The sequence below is a fragment of the Saccharospirillum sp. MSK14-1 genome (assembly GCF_003054965.1).
Lineage (GTDB): Bacteria > Pseudomonadota > Gammaproteobacteria > Pseudomonadales > Natronospirillaceae > Saccharospirillum.
Genome location: NZ_MIES01000020.1, coordinates 15,129 through 38,420, shown reverse-complemented (window position 1 = coordinate 38,420; position 23,292 = coordinate 15,129). Strand labels below are relative to the sequence as shown.

Annotated in this window: 20 protein-coding genes; 7 read left to right on the top strand and 13 right to left on the bottom strand. The window is 58.2% G+C overall.

From position 1 onward, the window contains the following. Positions 1–17 precede the first annotated feature (17 nt). Positions 18–566 (bottom strand): cupin domain-containing protein, encoded by a 549-nt coding sequence (locus BGP77_RS03070; RefSeq protein WP_108163269.1) that lies wholly within the window; start codon positions 564–566, stop codon positions 18–20. A gap of 162 nt (positions 567–728) precedes the next feature. On the opposite strand from BGP77_RS03070, the gene BGP77_RS03065 reads away from it, so the two are divergent. Both BGP77_RS03065 and BGP77_RS03060 read left to right on the top strand, forming a co-directional pair. Further along, positions 729–2,033 carry an FAD-binding oxidoreductase gene (locus BGP77_RS03065; protein WP_233252282.1) on the top strand — a complete coding sequence of 435 codons (1,305 nt, stop codon included), beginning with the start codon at positions 729–731 and terminating at the stop codon, positions 2,031–2,033. A 49-nt stretch (positions 2,034–2,082) separates the two neighbouring features. After that, a complete protein-coding gene (locus tag BGP77_RS03060; protein ID WP_108163268.1) occupies positions 2,083–2,478 on the top strand; it encodes an SRPBCC family protein in 396 nt (131 codons plus the stop codon). A gap of 16 nt (positions 2,479–2,494) precedes the next feature. On the opposite strand, the gene BGP77_RS03055 is transcribed toward BGP77_RS03060, so the two are convergent. From BGP77_RS03055 to BGP77_RS03040, 4 genes are all read right to left on the bottom strand, one after another. After that, the gene (locus BGP77_RS03055; protein WP_108163267.1) at positions 2,495–5,146 is read right to left on the bottom strand and encodes a hypothetical protein; all 2,652 of its coding nucleotides are present in this window, start codon (positions 5,144–5,146) and stop codon (positions 2,495–2,497) included. Positions 5,147–5,153: 7 nt separating this feature from the next. Beyond that, positions 5,154–6,971 carry a hypothetical protein gene (locus BGP77_RS03050; RefSeq protein WP_108163266.1) on the bottom strand — a complete coding sequence of 606 codons (1,818 nt, stop codon included), beginning with the start codon at positions 6,969–6,971 and terminating at the stop codon, positions 5,154–5,156. Positions 6,972–6,983: 12 nt separating this feature from the next. Further along, positions 6,984–9,794, bottom strand: a complete 2,811-nt coding sequence (locus BGP77_RS03045) for a hypothetical protein (protein ID WP_108163265.1) — start codon at positions 9,792–9,794, stop codon at positions 6,984–6,986. A 216-nt stretch (positions 9,795–10,010) separates the two neighbouring features. Next, positions 10,011–11,504: an aldehyde dehydrogenase gene (locus BGP77_RS03040; protein WP_108163264.1), complete on the bottom strand. Its 1,494-nt coding sequence runs from the start codon at positions 11,502–11,504 to the stop codon at positions 10,011–10,013. A 245-nt stretch (positions 11,505–11,749) separates the two neighbouring features. Between BGP77_RS03040 and BGP77_RS03035 the strand changes: the two genes are divergently transcribed. After that, on the top strand, positions 11,750–13,057 hold the full coding sequence (locus BGP77_RS03035) for an aspartate aminotransferase family protein (protein ID WP_108163388.1): 1,308 nt from the start codon (positions 11,750–11,752) through the stop codon (positions 13,055–13,057). 21 nt (positions 13,058–13,078) lie between these two features. Next, complete coding sequence (locus BGP77_RS03030) at positions 13,079–14,566, top strand: CoA-acylating methylmalonate-semialdehyde dehydrogenase (RefSeq protein ID WP_108163263.1); 1,488 nt, start codon at positions 13,079–13,081, stop codon at positions 14,564–14,566. Between the two features lie 7 nt (positions 14,567–14,573). Here BGP77_RS03030 and BGP77_RS03025 read toward each other — a convergent pair whose 3' ends face one another. Next, entirely contained in the window at positions 14,574–14,849 is a 276-nt protein-coding gene (locus tag BGP77_RS03025; RefSeq protein WP_108163262.1) for a YrhK family protein, read from the bottom strand. Between the two features lie 87 nt (positions 14,850–14,936). On the opposite strand from BGP77_RS03025, the gene BGP77_RS03020 reads away from it, so the two are divergent. Continuing rightward, a complete protein-coding gene (locus BGP77_RS03020) occupies positions 14,937–16,223 on the top strand; it encodes an FAD-binding oxidoreductase (RefSeq protein WP_108163261.1) in 1,287 nt (428 codons plus the stop codon). A gap of 4 nt (positions 16,224–16,227) precedes the next feature. Here the strand turns inward: BGP77_RS03020 and gloA are convergent, their stop codons facing one another. Then, on the bottom strand, positions 16,228–16,767 hold the full coding sequence (gene gloA / locus BGP77_RS03015) for a lactoylglutathione lyase (RefSeq protein ID WP_108163260.1): 540 nt from the start codon (positions 16,765–16,767) through the stop codon (positions 16,228–16,230). A 117-nt stretch (positions 16,768–16,884) separates the two neighbouring features. Between gloA and BGP77_RS03010 the strand changes: the two genes are divergently transcribed. Beyond that, a complete protein-coding gene (locus BGP77_RS03010) occupies positions 16,885–17,331 on the top strand; it encodes a YaiI/YqxD family protein (RefSeq protein ID WP_108163259.1) in 447 nt (148 codons plus the stop codon). A gap of 28 nt (positions 17,332–17,359) precedes the next feature. Next, on the top strand, positions 17,360–17,788 hold the full coding sequence (locus tag BGP77_RS03005) for a CBS domain-containing protein (protein WP_108163258.1): 429 nt from the start codon (positions 17,360–17,362) through the stop codon (positions 17,786–17,788). 8 nt (positions 17,789–17,796) lie between these two features. On the opposite strand, the gene BGP77_RS03000 is transcribed toward BGP77_RS03005, so the two are convergent. From BGP77_RS03000 to aguB, 6 genes are all read right to left on the bottom strand, one after another. After that, positions 17,797–19,113, bottom strand: coding sequence for an MFS transporter (locus BGP77_RS03000; RefSeq protein ID WP_108163257.1), 1,317 nt, complete (start codon positions 19,111–19,113; stop codon positions 17,797–17,799). Between the two features lie 113 nt (positions 19,114–19,226). Continuing rightward, a complete protein-coding gene (locus tag BGP77_RS02995; RefSeq protein WP_158269250.1) occupies positions 19,227–19,889 on the bottom strand; it encodes a YciC family protein in 663 nt (220 codons plus the stop codon). Between the two features lie 89 nt (positions 19,890–19,978). Then, the gene (locus BGP77_RS02990) at positions 19,979–20,269 is read right to left on the bottom strand and encodes an addiction module antidote protein (protein WP_108163255.1); all 291 of its coding nucleotides are present in this window, start codon (positions 20,267–20,269) and stop codon (positions 19,979–19,981) included. Positions 20,270–20,344: 75 nt separating this feature from the next. Then, positions 20,345–21,115: a hypothetical protein gene (locus BGP77_RS02985; RefSeq protein WP_146171179.1), complete on the bottom strand. Its 771-nt coding sequence runs from the start codon at positions 21,113–21,115 to the stop codon at positions 20,345–20,347. Positions 21,116–21,228: 113 nt separating this feature from the next. Beyond that, complete coding sequence (gene aguA / locus BGP77_RS02980; RefSeq protein ID WP_108163253.1) at positions 21,229–22,326, bottom strand: agmatine deiminase; 1,098 nt, start codon at positions 22,324–22,326, stop codon at positions 21,229–21,231. 1 nt (position 22,327) lies between these two features. Then, positions 22,328–23,197 (bottom strand): N-carbamoylputrescine amidase, encoded by an 870-nt coding sequence (gene aguB / locus BGP77_RS02975; RefSeq protein WP_108163252.1) that lies wholly within the window; start codon positions 23,195–23,197, stop codon positions 22,328–22,330. Positions 23,198–23,292: the final 95 nt, after the last annotated feature.

Here is a 23,292-nt window from a genome sequence, read left to right as displayed (position 1 = left end):
CGGTAACCGGGAGGGGGTTAGAAATTCGCCGGCGTGGTGGCTGAGATGATCTGACAGGGTTCGTCGTAGGGGTTGCGGAAACGGTGCGGTCGGGTGGAATCGAAGTAGTAGCTGTCGCCTTTGCTCAACTGGTAGACCTCGCTGCCAACCGTCAACTCAAAGGCACCGCGCACCACCAGTCCGGCTTCTTCGCCTTCGTGCACATAAAGGTCGGCGCCGGTGTCAGCACCGGGTTCGTAGGTTTCGATCATAAACGCCAGAGCGCGTTTGCCGAAGGCGCGGCCGACCAGCTTCAGCTGGACGTCGTTGACCGACAGATCGAGCAGATCGTCCGGCGCATAGACCACCGGTTGGGTGGATTCGTTGTCGCTGTCTTCAGCGAAGAATTCGACCAGCGACATGGGGATGCCCTGCAGCACCTTTTTCAGCGAACTGACGCTGGGGCTGACGCTGTTTTTTTCGATCATGGAAATGGTGCTGTTGGTGACGCCGGCGCGCTTGGCCAGCTCCCGCTGCGATAATCCATGTTGTTCACGAATGGCTTTGAGTCGTTCGCCTACATCCAAGGGTGCATCCCTCCAGGGGGTTTCATTATTTTTTACAGACTATCAAACGCTACCGACCCTCACGATGCAAGCCCAGAAGCCACGGTGGTTATGGCTTGCAAAGCGCCGGTCGCTATGTCAAAAATACCAAACAATTGCCCAGTATAATTAACAGTTGAACCCATGACCACGATGTTGAATCCCCGCACCCATGGCCCGGATCATCCGGCCTCCTATTACGTTGATACCGCCCGCTACGACCAACGCTATCCGCAACTGACGGAATCGATTCAGGCCGATGTCTGCGTCGTCGGTGGTGGTTTCAGTGGCGTGAATACCGCGCTGGAACTGGCCGAGCGCGGCTACAACGTGGTGCTGCTGGAGGCGCATCGCATTGGTTGGGGGGCGTCCGGTCGCAATGGTGGTCAGTTGGTGCGCGGCATCGGTCATGGTTTAGCGCCGTTCCGCAAAGCCCTGGGCGACAGTGGCATGGCGGAAGTGGAAGCCATGGGCAGCGAGGCGCTCGCTATTGTGGCCCAGCGCATTGAACGCTATGGCATCGATTGTGATCTGCGCTGGGGGTATGCCGATGTCGCCAACCGGCCCCGGCATTGGCGTGAACTTCAGGCCGACGTTGAGGCTCTGAAAAAGACGTCGCTGGGTGATCAATTTGAGTTGGTTCCGCCGGAGCGTCTGGGCGAGGTGGTTGGTTCGGATCGTTATCTGGGCGGCGTGGTCGATCACGGCAGTGGTCATCTGCATCCGCTGAATCTGGTGACCGGCGAAGCCAGAGCTGCGGCCGATCTGGGTGTGCGGATTTTTGAACGCAGCGCCGTGACCGAGATGGTTGAAGGCGAACCGGTGCGCATCAAAACCGAATTGGGTGAGGTGACCGCGCAGCGGCTGGTGCTGTGTGGCAATGCGTATGTTGCCGGTCTGAACAAGACGCTGGCCGGGAAAGTGCTGCCTGCGGGCAGCTATGTGATGGCGACCGAGCCTCTCGATGACGCCACGGCCAAACGCGTGTTGCCGGGGAATCACGCGGTCTGCGACATGAATGTAGCGCTCGATTATTACCGGCTGTCGGCCGACAACCGCCTGCTGTTCGGCGGTCTGTGCAACTATTCCGGGCGCGACCCGCATTCCATCGAAGCGGTGCTGAAACCGCATCTGGAGCGAGTGTTCCCCTATTTAAAAGACGTGCGCATCGACTACCAGTGGGGCGGCATGATCGGCATCGGCGCCAACCGCTTCCCCCAGGTGGGCCGACTGCAACCCAACATCTACTACGCCCAGGCTTATTCCGGCCACGGCGTCAACGTCACTCACCTGGCGGCCCGGGTGATTGCCGAAAGCATTCACGCTGAAAGCGGGCGTCTGGATTTGCTGGAGAAGGTCAAACACATCACCTTCCCCGGCGGCCCGCGTTTTCGTTCGCCGTTGCTGGCGCTGGGGATGTTGTATCACCGCTTGAAGGATGTGCTTTAACCAAGGGCGCTGTCACAATGACGACCCGATCAACCATGGAACTCAGCTAATGAACCCAGTCGAACACCTGAGCATCTACATTGATGCCAAACCCGAAGCGGTTTATGCCTTTGCGGGAAATCCGGAAAATTTGCCGCAGTGGGCGGCGGGTCTGGCGCAAGCGCAACTGGAGCGTGACGGCGAAGTGTGGATTGCGGAAGCACCCTTCGGCACGGCCCGGGTCCGATTCACGCCCGACAATACCCTGGGCGTGATGGATCATCAGGTCGAACTCGATAACGGCGAAGTGGTGTTGAACCCGATGCGGGTGTTCGCCAACGGTACGGGCAGCGAGTTTGTGTTCACCCTGATGCGCCGCCCGGCCATGACCGACAGCGAATTTCAGGATGACAAAGCGGCCATTGAACGTGATCTGGCCGCGTTGAAATCGCTGCTCGAACGCTGACGCCGGTTAACCCGGCTCAGCTATCAAACCCCAGCGCTTCGCGTACTTCGTTAACGTCGTCGGCGATGTCGTCTTCGTCATTACTGTAGCGGGAAAAATCTTCCTGCACCGCCGCGAAAAATTCCTCGACCTTGTTGTTATCGGTCAGCCATTGAGCAATGTTCAGTTGCTCGCTCCAGGTGAAGAAATCATCGCGTCCCCACTGGTCGGCGGCGTGCGTCAGTCTCGCCAGTATTACCGGGTAGGTGTGGTCGTTGATGCCGCGTTGCGGAATGAGTTCACGCAGGAATTCACCGACGGTTTCTTCCGGCACCGCCAGCGTCAGGGAGGCGAGGTATTCGGCATAGAGCGGGCCGTATTCGTCACTGTGGCGCAGCAGCGCTTCGGCAGCGTAATTGCCGTAAGGCGTGTCGTCTTCGTACCAGCCATTGCCGTTGTCTATCTTAATCAGCCAGTCGATCTGGGCGCGCAGGTAGCCTTCGATTTGCGGCCAGGCTTGCAGTTCGGCGGCACGGTTGAACAGGGCATCGAGATACTCGCTGATGGTGACGTCGGGCAGATCCGTTTCGCTGATGGCGAGCGCTTCGATCGGGTGTTGCAGGTAGCTATATAACTGCGCTTCCAGCGCCTTTTGTTCGCCCGATTTCAGCCAGTCGTCCAGGTGGTTGTATTCGAAACTGCCGATGTCCGGATCGCGTTTGGTGTTATGGCTTTCGATCAGCCAGTCATCGAGCAAGGTGCCAATGGCATCGGCCGAATCGGCGCTGGCAATGGAATCGAGTTTTTGTTGCCAGTGCTCAAGCGCACGCTGCTTCATATCGGCTAGCTGACTGAGTAACTCAGCCGGAATGCCAGCGCGGATTTCTTCGTCGCTGCGTTGGGGGCCACTGAAGTAACCTTCGTCTTCCCAGTCTTCATCGGGGCCAATCGGAGCGGGTAGTGACTGATAGAACTCATCCCACTGCTCGCTGTCGCCGTGGCGTTCTTCCAACAGGAAAATCCCTTCACTGGCAAAAAAGGCTTCGTGATCGGGGTCGATGGCGTTCAGGTAGCGGCTGATTAACGGCAGCCAGCGGGCGTCGCTTAAGCCCAGTTGGAGCGCACAGTCGGCCAGTGCCGGTTTATCGCCTTCACCGAAGCAGTTATCGGCGTCGGGATAGTCGATAAAGTGTTCGAGAATTTCCGCCATCTGAGCGGCGCCGTCTTTTACGTCAATGGCGCGCGCAAAAAAGCGCTCCTCGTTCCACACCTGTTTGCCGTCGCTCAGCGCAATGATCAGTCGGTTGCCGTGACACAGTTCAGCGATGTCTTCGCATTTGACGACCAGGCGTTTCAGCGCGAAGCCGACGCCCACATCGCTATTGAGGTTAAAGACGTCGAGCACGGTGCGGCCGACCAGGGCCAGGTCTATTTCCTGTTCGGCGCTGGCTTCCCAGCCGTCTTCCCAGTACTGCTGGTCATCGGGCAGCAGGCACCAGTCATCGAGGCCGGCGCTGTCGCCCGTGAGCCGCGCTATGGCGTTTTGATCGAGCGATAGCCAGTGCCGGTGATGCCAGTCGTCGAACACAAAAGCCGGTTGTTCGGCGCTGGGCCATTGCACCAGACCGCGTTCGAGAAAAAAGTGGCGGCGTTTATTGGCGTCGGTTTTTTCAGCGGCACCAAAGAGCGGCGAACGCCATTGGCCGTCGACACTCAGACCGCGTACCGAGCCATCGCTATAGACCACCCAGACCTTGCTGTCGGCAAAATGCAGTGCGCTGATGCGTGCGAGAAATTCCTGGCGGTGTTCATCATTGTTCGGGTCGCTGATGTCGTCCAGTTCATCCGGGCTGAAAGCGCGCACCGTTAAGCGCTGTACCAGGGCGTTGTTGCCGCTGCCGAACTGGGTGCTGTCGATCAGATCGATCTGACTCAGCCAGCGGCCGTCGGCATCGACGTAAATTTTCATGGTCGGCAATGCCAATAAACCGCTGTGAGTTTCGACTGCAACGCGGCCGCTGTTGTGGCTCCAGTCTTCCGGTGGCGCGTCGAGATTGTGTTCGTATTCCCAGGCCACACCGGCGTCGCGATCGATGCTCAGGCGCAGCCCAAATTGCGCCGGCCTCCATTGGTCGTCGCTGTGCCGGTAGTCGCCGGCGCAGGCGACAATCAGGCTGTTGTCCGGTCCGGCAAAGAGCGGATCGGTGAACTTAATGTCGTAGAACGGGTAGGGGCCGACTTCGTCTTCGTCGATGTCGTCGTCGGCGAATTCGAGTTTCAGCGTCTGGCTGAAGGTCAGTTCATCGCCTTCGAATTGCCACAGATCGAGCTGGTCATCGTTGTGGCTTTTCTCCGACAACACGGCAAGCGTTTTGCCGTCGCTGAGCACCACAGCGTGGCAATACTGGCGCTGATAATGATGCACAAAGGTGGTTTGCTGACGCTGCGTATCGAGCAGATAAAAACAGCCATTAATATCGTAAGCAACGCGGCTGTGTTGCTGGCCTTCGACGCCATGAAACGGCTGTGTCAGGGCGATGCTGCCACTGGCTTTATCGAGCGCTGTGGTCCAGCGCAGTTGCCATTCTTTCAGGTTGTTGCCGGCTTGTAATAAGTACAGACGCGGCGCGCCGTTTTCGCAGTCGGCGTAGAGCAGGTGGTTGGCTTGTAGCGCAAAGAAATTTTGCATCGTCGGATCACCAGTCGTCGTAAGGATCGCGCACGTCGGCGCGGGCATCGCTGTCGTTGTAAGGCGCGGGCACGGCGGCTAAAAATTCAGCCAGTTCGCTGCTGCCGTCGTGTTGTTCGCGGATCAGCGGCAGCGTCTGGTTAAGGTGCAGCGGGTCGGCTTGTTCCAGATTGGTATTGGCGTGCTGGAAATAACGCGCCAGCAGCGGCAGCTCTTCGGCTTTGTAGGCCAGGCAGATGGCCAGATCGCCGAGTACGCTCTTGCGGTCGAGCGGTTGTTCCGGGTCGATATTGGCGCGCAGATTTTGCCATTGCTCGGTCGATAACGGCCAGTCAAGCAGGGCGTTCAAAATGGCCTGCGACAGCTCACGACCATTCTGGCCATCGCTGTCGGCGTGGCCGGCGTAAGGGAAAAACTGGGCTTCGCTTTGCCGACGGCCGAGGCTGTCGCTGAACGCAAAGTAGCAACGCGGCTGGTTTTGCTGAGCGAGTTGCGCGCCGATGGCGGGCATCAGCGTCAGCAGTTGTTGCAGCGCGGCAATCTGGCCAGCGTCGCTTTCCAGATCGCTGCTGGCGATTTCGATGCGGCCGCTGGCGGCAGGAATGGCCTGGCGTTGTGCCTCCAGTTGCAGCGCGGCGGGTTGATAGGGCGAACAGATCAGCCAGTCGTCTTGTATCTGGTCGAGCTGCGCCTGCCAGGTTCTGGCGTCTTCGAATTCGCCGATCGACAACCGCAGTTCACCGGCCGGCGCGGGCAGCAAGGCGACGACTTCGGCGTCGCTGAACAGCGCTTTGACTTCGCCGTTAACCAAACGACCCAGTTTGTAGAGTGGTGAAACAGCCTGGCCGTCCTGGCTGATTTTTAAAACACGGCCATCGAGCCACGCCAGCCAGAAGTGCTCTGGCTGGTTGGGGTCGATCCAGACGCCGGTCAGGGTGTTGAGAAAATCCTGCCAGCTGTCGTTGTATTGCGAGCTGAGTTCGCCGGAGGCCAGCGCCGCTAAATCGTCGCAGGCGTCGTCGTCGAGATCGATCATGGCCGGGTCGAGCCAGCGCAGCGGCAACCGCCAGCTGGCGTCCGGCTGATTCAGATTGATGGCGGTGACGCCGGCCTGAAAACGACGCTCGTCGCCTTCGCCTTGGGCAACCACTTCATTGGCCGCCGACTGCACCAGCCAGCCAGCTTCTTTAAACAGAAACTGGCTGCGACGGACGCTGACTGATTCCGGTGTCGGTTTGGAATCGAGTTCGAGCCAGTCGGCTTGCTCGTTATCCGGATCGATGATCAGCAATTGATGGTCGCGGAATTTGTAGCCGTCTTTGTCGTTGCGCGCATAGAGCGCGAACTTGCCATCGGCGCGCAGCGTCAGCATCTCGTACTCGAAGCGCAACTCGTCCGGGGCGTCCAGCGCCAGTCGCGGACCGTCGGCTAGGTCCGGCAGGTTGAAGCTGATCAGGTGAGGGCCACGGATGCCGGGCAGCCGCATCCGGCCAGCCATCCACAAGCGCTGACGGTTGGCATCGAGACAGACGCCCAGATCGCCACCGAAGTTTTGTTTCAGCGTCGGTTCCAGGGTGTGAATATAACCGTTGCCTTCAGTCCCGCCTTCGGCATTGGCGATATAGATCGAACCGTCGCGGCAGACGGCGATAAAACGCTGCGCATCGAGCCAGTCGAGCAGGTGAATGTCGGCGTCTTCGGTGCCGATCAGTTCGTACTGGGCGACCAGTTCGGGCGCGCTGTCGCCCTGGCGTGTGATGCGAACCTGCTGCGGGCCAATGTAGTCGAGCGCGGCGGCGCTGAGCGTCAGGGTATTTTCAGACATAAAACCTCCGAATTAAGAACGGCCCAGCAGGGCATTAAAGGCACGCGCTACCACAGCGCCCACGGCGCGGGAACGATCGGACTTCAGGCTTTCCAGGCCGGGACGGTGACGCTCGGCATCTTCTGCCAGCCAACTGACCAGGCGCTGGCGGTTTTTGGCGTTGAGCACTTTATCGAGCGGCGGGAAGGCGTCTTTGCTGGCCCAGTCCGATAGATACGGAAAAACGTCATAGTCGACCGCCAGAGCCACGCGCATGGCCGGCGGGATATCCAGATGGTCGATTTTCCCCAGTACCCAGGCGGCGGTGTCGCTCTGCAGTTGGGCCGAGACATCCGGGTCGCGAATGCTGTCGTGGCCCATCACCGGATGCGACCAGCGCTGTTCCATCTCGACGTTGCCACTGGTGATTTGCGCGGCCACATAGGCCGGTTCCATCGGCTGCCGTTCCAGCAGTTTCAGGCCGCGCCGACCGTGGTTGAGCATCAGCGTGACCAGTCGATTGCTGCGCCGTTCATCGAGCAGCGTCCACAGATAATATTGCGGGCCGAGCAGCGTTTCGGTGTTGGTGCGTGAACTGAGGTCCTGCGCCAGATGTTTAGCCAGGAAGTGCTGCAGTTCGCTGCGGTCTGGGTTATCGGCCGGCTCGTTCAGGTAAGCGAGTACTCGCTGGGCGGTTTCCAGCCCGACTTTTTGCCGCGCCGGGTAGATCTCGTCCCAGTCGAGGTTGTCGTCCACCACCGAATGGTCGATCAGGTAATGCGTCAGCGCCTGTTCGAAATCGCTGTCCAGCCAGTCCGGCAGATGCAGTTCGTTGCCCGGGTCGGTGGCGGCATGTCGGCTTTGCAGGTCGATGCAGAACTGGATGCGGTCGCAGTCTTCGCGACGCTGCAGGGCGTCGAGAAAGGCCAGATATTGCTTGCGCGCATGGGCTGCCAACATGCCGCCGCCGTTCAGCTCGACCTCGGCGAAGTGATCGAGTTTGGCGATGTAGCGCTGCCAGAAACGCGGATGCGCCGGTCGGTAATGACTGACGCGCTGATCCGAGATCACCTCGAACACTGCCAGTTGCGCTTCATCGACGCCGCAAGCTTCCAGTTGCTGGTACAGCTGGTGCTCCAGCACCTCGTCGTCGATGCCATGCAGCAGCGGGTATTGGCTGTGGATGCGCAAGGTTTTGCGCAGCATCCGTTGCGGTGCCAGATCGAGCAATAAACGCCACAGACGCTGCACAGACTCAAGCAATTCCGTTGCGGAAATCTGGTTCTGCTGCTGCGCCACCTGAAGTTGGAACAGCAGCATGGCGCCGGCCTGGAAGCCGTTGCGCTGGAAGAACAGCGAATAGCCGGGCTGGTTATTGGAGATGCGATCGCCCAGCGTGCCGGCATCGTTACTCAGGTGCTGCGCTAACCAATCGCGGGCGCTGGCGTGATCGCTGCCGCTGCCTGCCAGAATGTATTGGCGCACCGACTCGTCGAGTTGGCCGTCGCGGCACGCCTGCGCCAGGGTGTCGCACAGGCTGGGCATCAGGTTTTGCTCGATCCAGTTAAACAGCAAACGCCGGGTATCGGCTGCGACTTCCGGTCGCTGATAGCTGTGCCAGGCGTAGTAGAGCGTGCCCGGTCGCACCGGCCAGCGGTCGGGGTTGAGCACCTGCGGAAACTGATCGGCCAGTTCGTCCGGCAGGCGACACGAATGCGGTTCGATGTCGTAGCGATCCAACCCGCCCAGCCAGTCGCTGAAGCTGCGCGCTTTTGCGCGGTCGTTCAGGGCGGCCATTTGTTCGGCCGGGGTCTGGCGTCTGGGCGGCTCGTCGTTAATGTCGTCCGCTTCGTCTTCCATATGCGCCAGAGCGATGACGACGAGTGGATCTTCATCGACGTTGGCGCTTTCGATCTGTTGTTCCAGCGCCATGGCTTCGCTTTCCAGCGTGCCGCTTTGGAAAGGCTGTTGGTTCACCTCATCGAGCCATGCTTCGTCGTCGTCGCGCTCCACCTCGACCGGCCAGTCGGCGTCCAGGCTTTGGTAAAAGCTCAGTACCGGTTCGGTGTCGTCGTAGCTCTGTTCGCCGTGGTAGGCCAGCAGCGGCCGTTCCATCAGGCGTTCATGCAGTTGCTCGCGGAACTGCTGGTAGCGCTGGGCGTCGTTTTGCAGCACCTGATAGAGCGATTCGGCTTCAGGCTGAGCTTCCTCGTTTAAGTGAAAACGGCTGCGGAAGCCGGGGTTGTCGCACCACAGATAGGCGCGCAGCAGGTTGTCGTCCCAGCCGTGCTGTTGCAGAAACGGCAGCATCAGACCGTCGGCCAGGCGGTGATGTTCGTTGTCCCAGTAGGGAATGATAAAGCTGGTGAAACGCCACAGTTGTGCCGGGTCGTCCAGCGCCAGCAGGTAGAGCGCTTCCAGACCGAACAGAAACTCATCGTCGACATTCATATCGGCGCTGTCGTTGCGACGGCGGGCGTAGTCGAGGATAAACAGCGACGTCTGGTGCAGCGCCGGTTTCAGTTCCGGGTAGTTCAGCGCCGCCGCAAACAACAGCGCTTCGCTGAGATAGATCGGTTGGCCGTCGCTGATGGATGTGGGTAATGCCTGCTGGCGGATGCGTTGTACGGCCCGTTCCAGTTGCGGTAGCTGCTTGCCCGCGTCCGCAGGCTGCAGACGGCTGCCGTCGGGGTGCACAAATTCGACATTGAGCAGGCGCTGGTTGCCTTTGTCGAAGGCCTCGTCGCTATCGAGCAGCAGCCGGTACTGACGCAGAGCGTCCTCAAAACTGCTGGGGTCAGCGGGATCGACAACAATAAAAATCTCTTTGTCGAACTGGCTCATCGGCGGCACTCCAGATTTTAAAGCGGCGCAAAATAATCGACCGACCACCAATGCGCAATGACGCAGATCGCATTAAGCGTTTGTTTTTATTAATTTTTGTGTGCGTTTTTTAACCAGGAACGGCCGCCGAATTGGCAGCCGTTTGAAGGTTTTAATGCAGCGGGTTTTAAGTGTCTCCCGTCCAGCGTCTCCCGCTGCAAGCGCAGCCTACAGCGCTTACAGCTTTATCCAGGTCGCCTTAATCTCCGAGTACTTATCGAACGCATGCAGCGATTTATCGCGGCCATTGCCCGACTGTTTATAACCGCCGAAGGGCGCCGTCATGTCCCCAGCGTCCCACTGGTTGACCCAAATCGAGCCGGCGCGCAGGCCTTTGGCAAAGCGATGGGCGCGGCTGAGGTTGGCGGTCCAGACGGCGGCCGCCAAACCATAAACGCTGTCGTTGGCGATGCGCAGTGCTTCGTCTTCGTCGTTGAAGCGAATCACCGACAGCACCGGGCCGAAGATCTCTTCCTGGGCGATGCGCATGTCGGCGGTGACGTCTTCAAACACCGTCGGCTCGACAAAGAAGCCGCCGTCGACGGCGTTCAGGCGTTCGCCACCGGCGGTCAGGCGGGCGCCGCCTTCGTGGCCGGCAGCGATGTAGCTTTGTACGCGCTGCAATTGGGCTTCATCGACAATGGCGCCAACGTTGGTGGCCGGGTCGAGCGGGTTGCCGGGTTTCCAGGTGGCGATGGCAGCGCGCACCTTCTCCATAAATTCATCGGCGATGCTGGCTTCAACCAGCAAGCGCGAACCGGCGGTGCAGACTTCGCCCTGGTTAAAGCAGATGCCTTCGGCGGCGGCCGCAGCGGCGGCGTCCAGATCGGGCGCATCGGCGAAAACAACGTTCGGTGACTTACCGCCGGCTTCGCTCCAGATGCGTTTTAAGTTGGACTCGCCCGAGTACACCATCAGCTGTTTGGCGACGCCGGTGGAGCCGGTAAATACCAGCGTATCGACGTCCATATGCAGCGCCAGCGCTTTGCCGACGGTATGGCCGAAGCCGGGCAGCACGTTGAACACGCCTTTGGGAATGCCGGCTTCGGTGGCAAGCGCGGCCAGTCGAATGGCGCTCAATGGCGATTTTTCCGAGGGTTTCAGAATGACCGAATTGCCCATCGCCAGCGCCGGACCGATCTTCCAGCTGGCCATGATCATCGGGAAATTCCACGGCACGATGGCGGCGACCACACCGACCGGTTCGCGCGTCACCAGGCCGAGTTCATCGTGCGCCGTTGGGGCAATCTCGTCGTACAGCTTGTCGATGGCTTCGGCCGACCATTGAATGGAGCGCACCGTGGCGGGAATATCGACGCTGGTGGAATCGCCAATCGGCTTGCCCATATCGAGGGTGTCGAGCAGCGCCAGTTCGTCGCCATGCGCTTTGATCAGTTCCGCAAAACGCAGCAGCACCGATTTGCGTTTGGCCGGTGGCAGTTGTGACCACTCACCACCATCGAAGGCTGTGCGGGCGGCGACGACGGCGCGGTCGGCATCGGCGGCGTTGCAGGCGGCGACATTGGCCAGCAGACGGTTGTCGATGGGGCTGCGTGATTCGAACGTTTCGCCCGACAGCGCATCGCTGTATTCGCCATCAATATAGGCGCGGCCTTCGGGTTTCAGAGTGGCGGCCTCTTGGGTCCAGTATGCAAGCGTTTGGGTGGTCATGGCGGCCTCGGCAATGGCATTTGAATGCTGCCACCTTACTCCACTGCCTTGTGAACTTTCAATATATTGAACGCTTGTTGAGGCGCGCTTTTGGTGCAGCTCGGCTCAGACAGAATCAACCTATGCGGTGGTTGGCGGCCGTGAATCTTTGGCATACACTGGCGCGACATGTTCAAAATAACAAACGTCGCGATGCCGATTTCGAGCAAGCCGATGTTTCACCTCATTGCCATAGCGAGGCTGCCATGTCTGTTAATACCGATGCCTTCTGGATGCCCTTCACCGCCAATCGCCAATTCAAGGCCGAACCGCGCCTGCTGGTAGCGGCCGAAGGCATGCACTACACCACTGAAGACGGTCGTACTCTGCTCGACGGCACCGCGGGCCTGTGGTGTGTGAACGCCGGTCACGGTCGTGAGTCTATTTCCTCCGCGGTGCATAAACAAATCAGCACTCTTGATTACGGCCCGACGTTTCAGATGGGCCACCCGGCACCGTTCGAGCTGGCCGAGCGTCTGGTGCAGTACACGCCCGAAGGTATGAACAAGGTGTTCTTCACCAACTCCGGTTCCGAATCGGTCGATACCGCCCTGAAGATTGCGCTCGCCTATCACCGCGCCAAGGGCGACGGTCAGCGCACCCGTTTGATCGGCCGCGAGAAGGGTTATCACGGCGTTGGTTTCGGTGGCATTTCGGTGGGCGGCCTGGTGAATAACAAGCGCGCCTTTGGTCCTGGTCTGCCCAATGTGGCGCACTTGCGTCATACGCTGCTGCCGGAAAATGCCTTCAGCCGGGGTTTGCCGGAAGCCGGTGTCGATTTGGCCGAAGACCTGCAACGCATGATCGACCTTTACGGCGCCGACACCATCGCCGCGGTTATTGTCGAACCGGTCGCCGGGTCGGCCGGTGTGGTGTTGCCGCCAGTGGGTTATTTGAAACGCCTGCGCGAGCTGACCCAACAGCATGGCATTCTGCTGATTTTCGATGAAGTCATTACCGGTTTCGGTCGCGTTGGCGAAGCCTTTGCTGCGACGCGTTTTGGTGTGACGCCCGATTTAATGACCACCGCCAAAGGCCTGACCAACGGCTCTGTGCCGATGGGCGCGGTGTTTGCCGCCGACTTTATTCACGATGCCTTTATGAACGGATCCGATGCGACCATCGAGCTGTTCCACGGCTACACCTATTCCGGTCATCCGGTGGCGGCGGCTGCTGGTCTGGCGACGCTCGATATTTACGAAGCTGAAGGTTTGTTCCAGCGCGCACTGGAACTGGAAGTGCGCTTCCAGGATGCGTTGCACAGCCTGAATGACCTGGATGTGGTGAAAGACATTCGCAACATCGGTCTGGTCGGTGGCATTGAATTGCATCCGCGCGATGGCGCTGTGGGCGCGCGCGGCTACGATGTGTTCCATCACTGTTACTGGCAAGGCAATGTGCTGACCCGCTGCACTGGCGATACGCTGGCGCTGTCGCCGCCGCTGATCATCAGCGAAGACCAGATCGACCAAATCATCAGTGCCATCCGCACTGCCATCCAGAGCGTTGGCTGACACCGAATCGAGGAGTTTGTTATGCAACAGATCAATCACTTTATTGGCGGCCAGCACACCGGCGCATCCAACCGTCAGGGGCCGGTGTTTAACCCGGCCTTGGGTGAACAAACGGCTCAGGTTTCGCTGGCGTCGAAAGCCGAGGTGCAACAGGCCGTCGACGCCGCACGCGCAGCCTTGCCCGACTGGATGGAAACCTCCCCCCTGAATCGGGCGCGAATTTTATTTCGCTTCAAAATGCTGCTCGATGAACGCCTCGATGAGCTGGCGCGGGTAATCAGCGCCGAGCACGGTAAGGTGTTTGAAGACGCCCGCGGTGAAGTGATTCGCGGCATGGAAGTGGTCGAGTTTGCCTGTGGTATTCCGCATTTATTGAAAGGCGAAATCACCGAACAGGTTGGTCGTGGTGTTGATGCCTGGTCGGTTAATCAACCGCTCGGTGTGGTCGCCGGTATTTCGCCCTTTAACTTCCCGGCCATGGTACCGATGTGGATGTGGCCGGTGGCCATTGCTTGCGGCAACACCTTTGTGATGAAGCCCTCGGAAAAAGACCCGAGTGCGGCGTTGCTGGTCGCCGACTGGCTCAAAGAAGCCGGCTTGCCCGACGGCGTGATGAATGTGGTCAATGGCGATAAAGAAGCCGTCGATGAATTGTTGGTGAACCCGCACGTCCAGGCCGTGAGCTTTGTTGGATCCACACCCATTGCCGAATACATCTATCGCACCGCCAGCGAACACGGCAAACGGGTGCAGGCTTTGGGCGGCGCCAAAAACCACTTGGTCGTGATGCCCGATGCCGATCTGGATGGCGCGGTGAATGCATTGATGGGTGCGGCTTACGGGTCGGCCGGTGAGCGTTGTATGGCGATTTCCGTCGCAGTTGCGGTGGGTGACGTTGCCGACGAGCTGGTGGAAAAACTGGCCGCCAAAACACGCGAATTAAAAATCGGTAACGGCGCTGAAAAAGGTCTGGATATGGGACCGCTGGTCAGCGAAGCGCATTTGCAGAAAGTGACCGGCTACGTCGATAAAGGCGTGGCCGAAGGCGCGCAATTGGTCGTCGACGGTCGTGGCTTGCAAGTCGCCGGTTGCGAGAACGGTTACTTTATTGGCGGCTGTCTGTTCGATCAGGTGACGGCGGACATGACCATCTACCGCGAAGAAATTTTTGGCCCGGTTCTGTGCGTGGTGCGCGTGCCCGATTACGTCAGTGCCGTGAAACTGATCAACGCTCATGAGTTTGGCAATGGCACGTCCATTTACACCCGCAGCGGCGGTGTGGCGCGCCAGTTTGTGCGCGATATTCAGGTCGGTATGGTCGGTGTGAATGTGCCCATCCCGGTGCCGATGGCTTTCCACGCTTTTGGTGGCTGGAAGCGGTCATTGTTTGGCAGCAATCACGTTCATGGCATGGAAGGTGTGCGCTTCTACACCAAGCGCAAAGCGGTCACCGCGCGCTGGCCCGAAGGCGACCTGGGTGCCGAATTTGTGATGCCGACGCTGGACTGAGCCAGAGTCAGTTATTCCATTGGCTGGATGGAATACGTTGCAGGTGGATGTGGCTGGCCAGCCGCAGGGTTGGCCGGATTAAAAACTGAAAACTGCCGACGATAAAGAACCAGACCGCCAGCGTTTCCTGGCTGGGAAACAGAAACAAAACACTGCCGACAAAAAACCAGATGGCGATAAGGAAGTCGTTAACAATACTCAGCACTTCGTAGCGTCGTCGGATGACCAGTTGCTCATGACCCAATTGCAGGGTGAGTGGGTTGTCCAGGTTGGTGTCGGTCATCGTTGTCTCCATTGCCGTTAACCTTGGCAAGCATAGAGGCACGACAATTCACAACGCAAACAGTGCTCTTGCAGGAGAGTTTTGAAGATGGCTGAACGCATCGAACACACCGGTTCTTATTACGCGGCCACGGCCAATGCGGCACCGGACCGGGCACCGCTGACGGAATCGATCGACGCTGATGTGTGTGTTATTGGCGCGGGCTTTACCGGGTTATCAACGGCACTGCATCTGGCCGAAGCCGGTTTCAAGGTGGTGGTGCTGGAAGCGGCGCGCATTGGCTTCGGCGCCAGCGGCCGTAACGGTGGCCAGCTGGTCAACAGTTACAGCCGTGATCTGGATGTGATCGAGCGTCATTACGGTCATGACATGGCGAAGATGCTCGGCTCAATGGCGTTCGAAGGCGCTGACATTATTCGCCAGCGCATCGCGCAATATCAGATCGATTGTGACTACAAACCCGGTGGATTATTCGTCGCGTTTAACAAACGTCAGATGCATGAACTGACGGAGCAGAAAGCGTTGTGGGCGCGGTATGGCAACGACGAGATGAGTTTGCTGGATCAGGGCTCGCTCGGTGATTACCTGAAATCTGACCGTTACATTGGCGGTTTGCTGGACCAGCGCGGTGGTCATATCCATCCGCTGAATCTGGCACTCGGTGAAGCGGCGGCGATTGAAAGCCACGGTGGCCAGATTTTTGAAGACTCAAAGGTGATCCGCATCGACCGCGGTGAAAAGCCGGTTGTACACACCGACCAAGGCCAGGTAACGGCGAACTATATTATGGTCGCCGGCAATGCTTACCTGGGTAATCTGGTGCCGGAACTGGCGGCGAAATCGATGCCCTGTGGCACGCAAATTGTCACCACCGAAGTGCTCGGTGAAGCCAAAGCGCGTGAACTGATCCCGCAATTGCAGTGCGTCGAAGACTGTAATTACAAGCTCGATTATTACCGCATCACCGGCGATTTCCGGTTGCTCTACGGCGGTGGTGTGACCTACGGCGGTGGCGATCCACGCTCCATCGAAAACTTCTTACGGCCGCATCTGGAAAGCACTTTCCCGCAACTGAAAGGCGTGAAATTTGACTACGCCTGGGGCGGCGATTTCCTGCTCACCATGAGCCGCCTGCCGCAGTTCGGCCGCATCGGTGACAACATCTATTACGCTCAGGGTTACAGCGGTCACGGTGTCACCACCACACATCTGGCGGGCAAACTCATTGCCGAAGCGTTGCGCGGCCAGGCCGAACGTTTCGACGCCTTCAGCGCGCTAAAACACTTTCCGTTCCCGGGTGGCCGACTGCTGCGCGCGCCCTACACGGCGGTGGGCGCGCTCTATTACGGCCTGCGCGATAAGCTGGGCCTGTAACGGGTTAAAACGCCCCGGCAATGCGCTCTGGTGCGAAGATTTCAATCCAGTAGCCGTCCGGGTCTTTGATAAAGGCCAGATCGTTCATCTTGCCGTCTTCCGGGCGTTTGACGTACTCGACGCCCAGTTCATCAAAACGCGCGCAGGCGGCGTCTAAATCCGGTACGGCAAAGCCAATGTGTCCGAACCCCTGTGGCTGGTCGTTGCCGTTGTGGTAATGGAAGTCGGCGTCGTTCTCGGTACCCCAGTTGTGCGTTAATTCCAGCATGGCCGGGCGACCGAAGGTTTGGGCGGTGCGGGTTTGGTTATCGTCGGACCAGTCGCTCAACTCATCCGGTTTGATGGCGGCTAAGAAGTAGAGTGAGAAATTCATCGCGTCGAAATCGAGCTTTTTCACCAGCGTCATGCCCATCACCCGAGTGTAGAAATCGAGCGTGACCGCCGGGTCTTTGATGCGCAGCATGGTCTGGTTAAACACAAAGTCGTGAGTGGCCGGGTCGCGTTCTTCGTTCAGGCCGGGGGCAGTTTCAAAATGACGGCTCATGGCAGGCTCCTTTCATTGAGCGAATTCAGGTTCGGCTAAGATGGTGCTGTGCGGCGGCTTTTAAACCGTTGTCGCCGGTCATGCTAGACTGGCGGCGGTTAACCGATGAGACAAACAATGACGATCTGGGTCGATGCCGACGCCTGTCCGGGCGTGGTGAAAGAAATTTTGTTTCGCGCCGCTGAGCGCACTGAGACGGAACTGGTGCTGGTGGCCAACCAGCCGATGCGCACACCGCCGTCAAAACACATCCGCAGTGTGCAGGTGGCGTCTGGATTTGATGTGGCCGATAACGAGATTGTGCAACGTGTTCAGCCGGGGGATCTGGTGATTACCGCTGACATTCCGCTGGCTGCGGAGGTGATCGATGCGGGCGGTTTGGCGCTGAGTCCGCGCGGTGAAGCCTTTACCAAGGACAACATCAAAGGCCGGCTGAACATGCGCGACTTTCTCGATACGATGCGCAGCAGTGGTATCCAGACCGGTGGCCCGGCGGCGTTTAACCAAAGTGACCGCCAGGCGTTTGCCAATCAACTCGACCGCTGGCTGGCGCGCCAGCGATAGGCCATTCATCAGCATTAAGGAAGACAGCATGAGCGTCAGCGATTTTATGACTCCCAATCCGGTGAAAGTGGGCACCGAACACACCCTGGCGAGCATTCGCGAGCTGTTCGAAGAACACCACTTTCATCACGTGCTGGTTACCGAACACGGCAAGCTGGTCGGTATTATTTCCGATCGCGATGTGCTCAAAGCCTTGTCGCCGTTCGTGGGAAAATACGAAGAAGAACTGCGCGATACGCACACCATGATCAAGCGCGCTTATGAGCTGATGACGCGTGACCCGATCACCGTTTCGCCCGAAGCGCCGATCATTGAGGCCGTGCGGTTGATGCATGACAAAGGTTTGTCATGCGTGCCGGTGGTTAACAGCTCTCAGCAGCCGATGGGTATTCTCACCTGGCGCGATCTGGTGCGCGCCATGATTGAACATTCCTATCGCAAAAAACCCAAAAGTTAGTTTTTTCGCTAGTCGATGGGTGTGGCGTCGTCCGGTGCGTCCGGGCGAGGCTCATGCCGCCGCTCTTCCGGCGGCTCAATTTCCTCTTCCGAATCCGGGTGCAGCGGCAATACGTTGGGGCCGGTGCGTACCATCGCCACGAAGTGACCTTCGTAATCGGTCGGTTTTTCCACCACCCTGGACTGGCGCAATTGCCAGGCGACGACCAGCAACGCCAGCAAGGTAACCAGTGCAAAGAATCCCGGTAACGACTGGCCACCCAGCTGCTGCAAACCGACGCCGGCCAGCGCCGGGCCAATAAAAGAACCCAGACCATAGAGCAGCAAAAGGCCGCTGGAGCCAGCGACCAGATGATCCTTATGAATGTGGTCCACCAAATGCGCCACACCGATCGGGTATACCGCCAGTGCCAGACCGACAAACAGCATCGCCAGGATAACGACTAACCACAGATGCGATGGCAACAGATAAGCAACGGCCACTAACGCCAGACTGATCAGTGACGTGGCGGCCAATACACCCAAAATAACCAGTCGCCGATCGATCAGATCGGACAGCCGACCGACCGGGTATTGAATGGCCGCGCCCCCCAAAACCGCCAGTGAAATAAAGATCGCCACCTGGCTTTCGCTGTAACCCAGGCTTGCCGCGAACAAAGGTGATAACCCCCAGAACGGACCCAGCGTTAAACCGGAAATCACCACGGCGGTCACTGCCACGGGTGCCGATTCAATCAGGCGGGGCAGGTCCATCTTAGGCATGTCCAACGCCACGTTCGGTTGTTGCAGACGCGTCCAGGACACCGGCATCACCGCGGCCGAAGCGAGCACAGCCGCAATGGCAAAGAGGGTGAAGGCATCGGCGCTGTCGAGGTGCAAAAACTGCTGGGCAGCGGCGGCGGCCAACATCTGCACCACCATGTAGAGCGAGAAAATGCGGCTGCGGTATTCGTCGGGTGTCTGGCCGTTGAGCCAGCTTTCGATGACGGTAAAGAGCACAAAGACGCCGAAGCCGGTGAGCAGACGAATGATCATCCAGGCCACCGGAGAGAGCAGCAGTACATAGAGAACGGTGCCGCACGACAACAACGCTGCGCAGAAGGTGAAACAGCGGATGTGACCCATCTGCCGGATCATACGCCCGGCAAACCAGGTGCCGAGCAGGGCGCCGAGGTAATAGCTCGATGACAGCAGGCCGAGAAATTGCTCGGAGAACCCTTCGCTGACACCGCGAATGACCAGCAGAGTACTGAGCAGACTGTTGCCCATCAGCAACAGAGCCAGACCAAAAAACAGGGCAGTAATGGACAGCAGAATGGAGCGCATGGCGGTACTCGAGCCAGAACGAAAACACGACGCTGGCGCGGCAGAACCAAGCCAACTTTCAGCGCGTTACTCTAGCACCCTTTTGGCCGGGCGCTAGGGCGCAGATCAAGGTTTTAGCTCGATTGGTTGCTGTCGGAATAGACGCGGAAACCGAAGATGATGATCAGCGCGGTGAGCGGTTTAAACAGCACACCGATAAAGACCTCGATCGGGCCATAGCCACCGGTCTCCGCTGTGAGGGTGTAAGTGATGGTTTGCATCAGCAGCATAATGACGCCGTAAAACAGCAGGTAGCCGCCAAGCAATGTCCAGCCATACCCGTCGCTGCCGCGCCAGGCCGATTGCATGGCGGTACCAATGGACTGCCGGTCGAGCACCAGATAAAAGCTGCTCAGGGCCAGCTTAATGCCCAGATAAATGCCGGGAACGATCAGAAATACAAAGCCAATGGAGATGCCGATGGCAATCAGTATTTGCAAACCCGCCAGTGGTAATACGAAAGCCAGGGCTTTTTGCCAAGCATTGACCGGCGACAGATATTGCCCACCCAGGGCGTGGTCGAGATAGAGAATCACCGCCGCCATGGTCCAAATCGAACCTAGCCATTGCAGCAGGTAAGAAAACCAGGGAAAAACAAGTTCGTCAGGCGCGGTTTGCGGCCAGCTGAGCATGACCAACAGTTCAAACACCAACCCCAGGCTGGCGGTGATGACGGTCAACGGAATCCAGTGGTGGCCGAAAAATCGGATGGTGTCGCGCAGAAATGAATACAGCATGGGCATCGTTATTGGTTGAGGTGGCAAAACAGTATCACAGCCGGGCAGTAAGTGAAGTGCAGCCCGGTGCGTTTACGTCGGTGCCCGGCTCAGTGGCCGTGGGTATCGAGAGACAGCTCTGCTTGCAAAGCCTCCAGCGACACCAGCACCGACGCCAGCGTTGGTTCGCTTTGTTCGCTGACCGCCCGACATAGCTGGGCGCAATTGAGGTGGGTATGTTGGGCGATGATTTCGACACCTTTGGATTCGGCAACGATGCCAAACGCACTGGCAATAAAACTGACGTCCTTGGTTTGCAGCGCTTCGTTCAGGAAGGCGTAGACGTCGTGTGGCGTCAGTAGGTAGTCGGCCATATTGAAGGTGTTTTTGTCGTTGGGCATGTGTCCTCCTCGTCTGGGTTGCGAGGGTGAGTTTTAAATAGCCAGGCTCGACTCGATTTCTGAATCTGCTAAGTATTAGCCTGGATCGGAATTGGCCGATGACAACTCTGGTGTCGACGGTTGAAATGGGCTGTGGGTGTAAACTTGGAAGACGAAAATATATAGCGGAACAACGGTCAAAAATGGCGTACTGATCATTAACAAGGCCAGCAGATAAAAACGGATATCGAATAGACCGGAATTCCAGGATGAGGGGATCAAAAAGAAGGAAACTGCGAACGAGCCGACTAAGGCGGCTAAGAAAATGAAATGTGCGAACATCAGTATCCAGACGGAACCCCGGCTGTTTTTCCAGGCAGAGCGAAGGGCCTCCATGACCCCCGATTGGCGGATCACCGTGTCCATTGTTGCCAACAACACTAAACGCGCGCCCAGAAAAAATAACAGTCCATAGACGATGTTATGGGCCCATACTTCTTTTAGGTTTGATAGGCCCTCATAAATGAAGGGCAATAAAATGAGCGTTGTGATGAACAGCAGCATTTGCAGAACAAACACCGGAGTGATGGGTGCCATACCTCGGTGAATGGCTGAGAATGGGGAGATTTTACGCCCGTCAGTACTGGCATTGATGTAATAAATGGTGGCCGTAGCGACCCAGATAATGCCGACCCACCCGACTAAGAGCGTCAAATTAACGATCGCAGTGCCCTCTCTCGAGAATTGCTCAACGGCGACAACAGCGCCAATGGTGATGAATCGAATGACGACATTGATGCACAGCAATTTGAGCCAATGCTCGCGGAAATATCGAAAGGTGGCGCGTAGATGGAGGAAGAACGTCATGGTGTTGTGTGGGTGACGAAAGGAATCAGAACAGTACCACAGGCCAGTCCCGAGAAGGATGGCGCCATGGCACATCTGTCCACGTTCTAGCGGTTATGTAGGCCACCCCGCTTTTAGGCCAAAGGCTGCTGCTGCGTAATACAATGAATATTGCCACCACCCAATAAAATTTCCCGACTCGCCACCGGCACAATTTCCCGGTTCGGGCACAGATCCGTCAGGATGTTCGCCGCTCGTTCATCCATGGCATCTCCGAAGGCGGGCAGAATCAAACCGCCATTAACCAGCAGGAAATTCACGTAGCTGGCCGCCATGCGTTCGCCGGCGCGACGGGGCCAGGCTTTGGCGGCCTGGTCGATGCCGTCGGCTTCGTCATCGGTTTGGATCAGCGGTTGTGGCAGCGGCAGCTTGGTGACTTTCAGTTTACGGTCCCGGGCGTCGCGCTGGCTTTGCAAGTATTCCAATGCCGTACGGCTGCGTTTGTATTGCGGGTCGGATTCATCGTCGGTCCAGGCGAGCACCACATGGCCCGGTTCGATAAAGCAGGCGATGTTGTCGATGTGGCCGTTGGTCTCGTCGTTGAAGATGCCTTCGGGTAACCACAGAACTTTATCGATGCCGAGGTGGTCGCGCAGCTTCTGTTCGATGTCGCCGCGGCTTAAATGCGGGTTGCGATTAACGTTCAGCAGACACTCTTCTGTGGTTAATAAGGTGCCTTCGCCATCAACATGAATGGCACCGCCTTCGAGCACAAACCCATCGGTGCGGTAACGTTCGATGCGTTCCATGTTGCAGATTTTCTGTGCCACCTGATCGTCGCGATTCCAGGGCTGATAAAGCCCGCCGGTCAAACCGCCCCAGGCGTTAAATTCCCAGTCGTTGGCGCGCAGGTTGCCTTGGACGTCGATGACGAACGTCGGGCCGGTGTCGCGCACCCAGGCGTCGTTGCTCGACAGTTCGACGACGCGGATTTTTTCGCTCAGCCGGGCGCAGGCGTTTTCGTATTGGTCGGCCGATACGCCCATGGTGACTGGTTCAAAACGGGCGATGGCTTCGGCGACAGCGGTGTAGGCACGTTGGGCGGGTTTGGCGCCGTAGCGCCAGTTGTCCGGGCGTTCCGGCCACAGCATCCAGGTCTGGCTGTGCGGATGCCATTCGGCGGGCATATAGAAACCATCGGCGTGCGGTGTGCTGGCGAGCGGAAACGGCACCTCAGTTGCCTCCGTCCTTAGTCAATAACGGGCTGTACAGATCTGGGCGGCGGTCGCGGAAAACACCCCAGGCGTGACGCGTGGCAGCAACGTCATCCAGATCGAAAGTGTGCACCAAAACGCCTTCTTCCTCGCGGCCGAATTCGGCAACTTTTTCACCCAGTTCGTTGGCAATAAAAGAGGAACCATAGAAGGTGATCGATTGCTCGCCTTCGGTTTCCACGCCAGTGCGGTTGCTGGCGATGTAGGGCGTTAAGTTGGCGGCGGCGTGACCCTGTTGAGTGCGCTGCCAGTGGTCGCGTGAATCGATGCCACTGTCTTGTGGTTCGCTGCCGATGGCGGTCGGGTAGAACAGCAGTTCGGCGCCCATCAGTGCCATGGAACGCGCGGTTTCCGGAAACCACTGATCCCAGCAAATGCCGACGCCAATGCGTGCGTAGGCGGTGTCCCAGACTTTGAAGCCGGTATCGCCGGGCGTGAAATAGAATTTTTCCGAGTAACCCGGGCCGTCAGGAATGTGGGTCTTGCGGTAAATACCTAGGTTGCTGCCGTCGGCATCGATGATGGCAACGGAGTTGTAGTAGGCGTTGTTGGCACGCTCATAAAAACTGATCGGCAATACGACTTTTAATTCAGCGGCGACTTTCTGGAAGTGCGCGATGGCCGGGTTCTCCGCCATCGGCGTGGCGAAATGCAGATAGGCTTCTTTCTGTTTCTGGCAGAAATAGCAGCGCTCAAACAACTCCTGAATCAGGATGATTTGCGCACCCTGACTGGCGGCCTGGCGAACCAGTTGGTCGGCCTTGGCAATGTTGGCGTCGACGTCCCAACCACAGCTCATCTGGGTGGCGGCTACGGTGACCTGGCGCATCGGCATGTTCTCCGGTTTTAAAAGGGTTGAGTGCCTAAAGGGCGGCGCATTTTAGGGCCGGTTTTGGCGCTTGTCTTGTGATTTTTTAAGCGTCT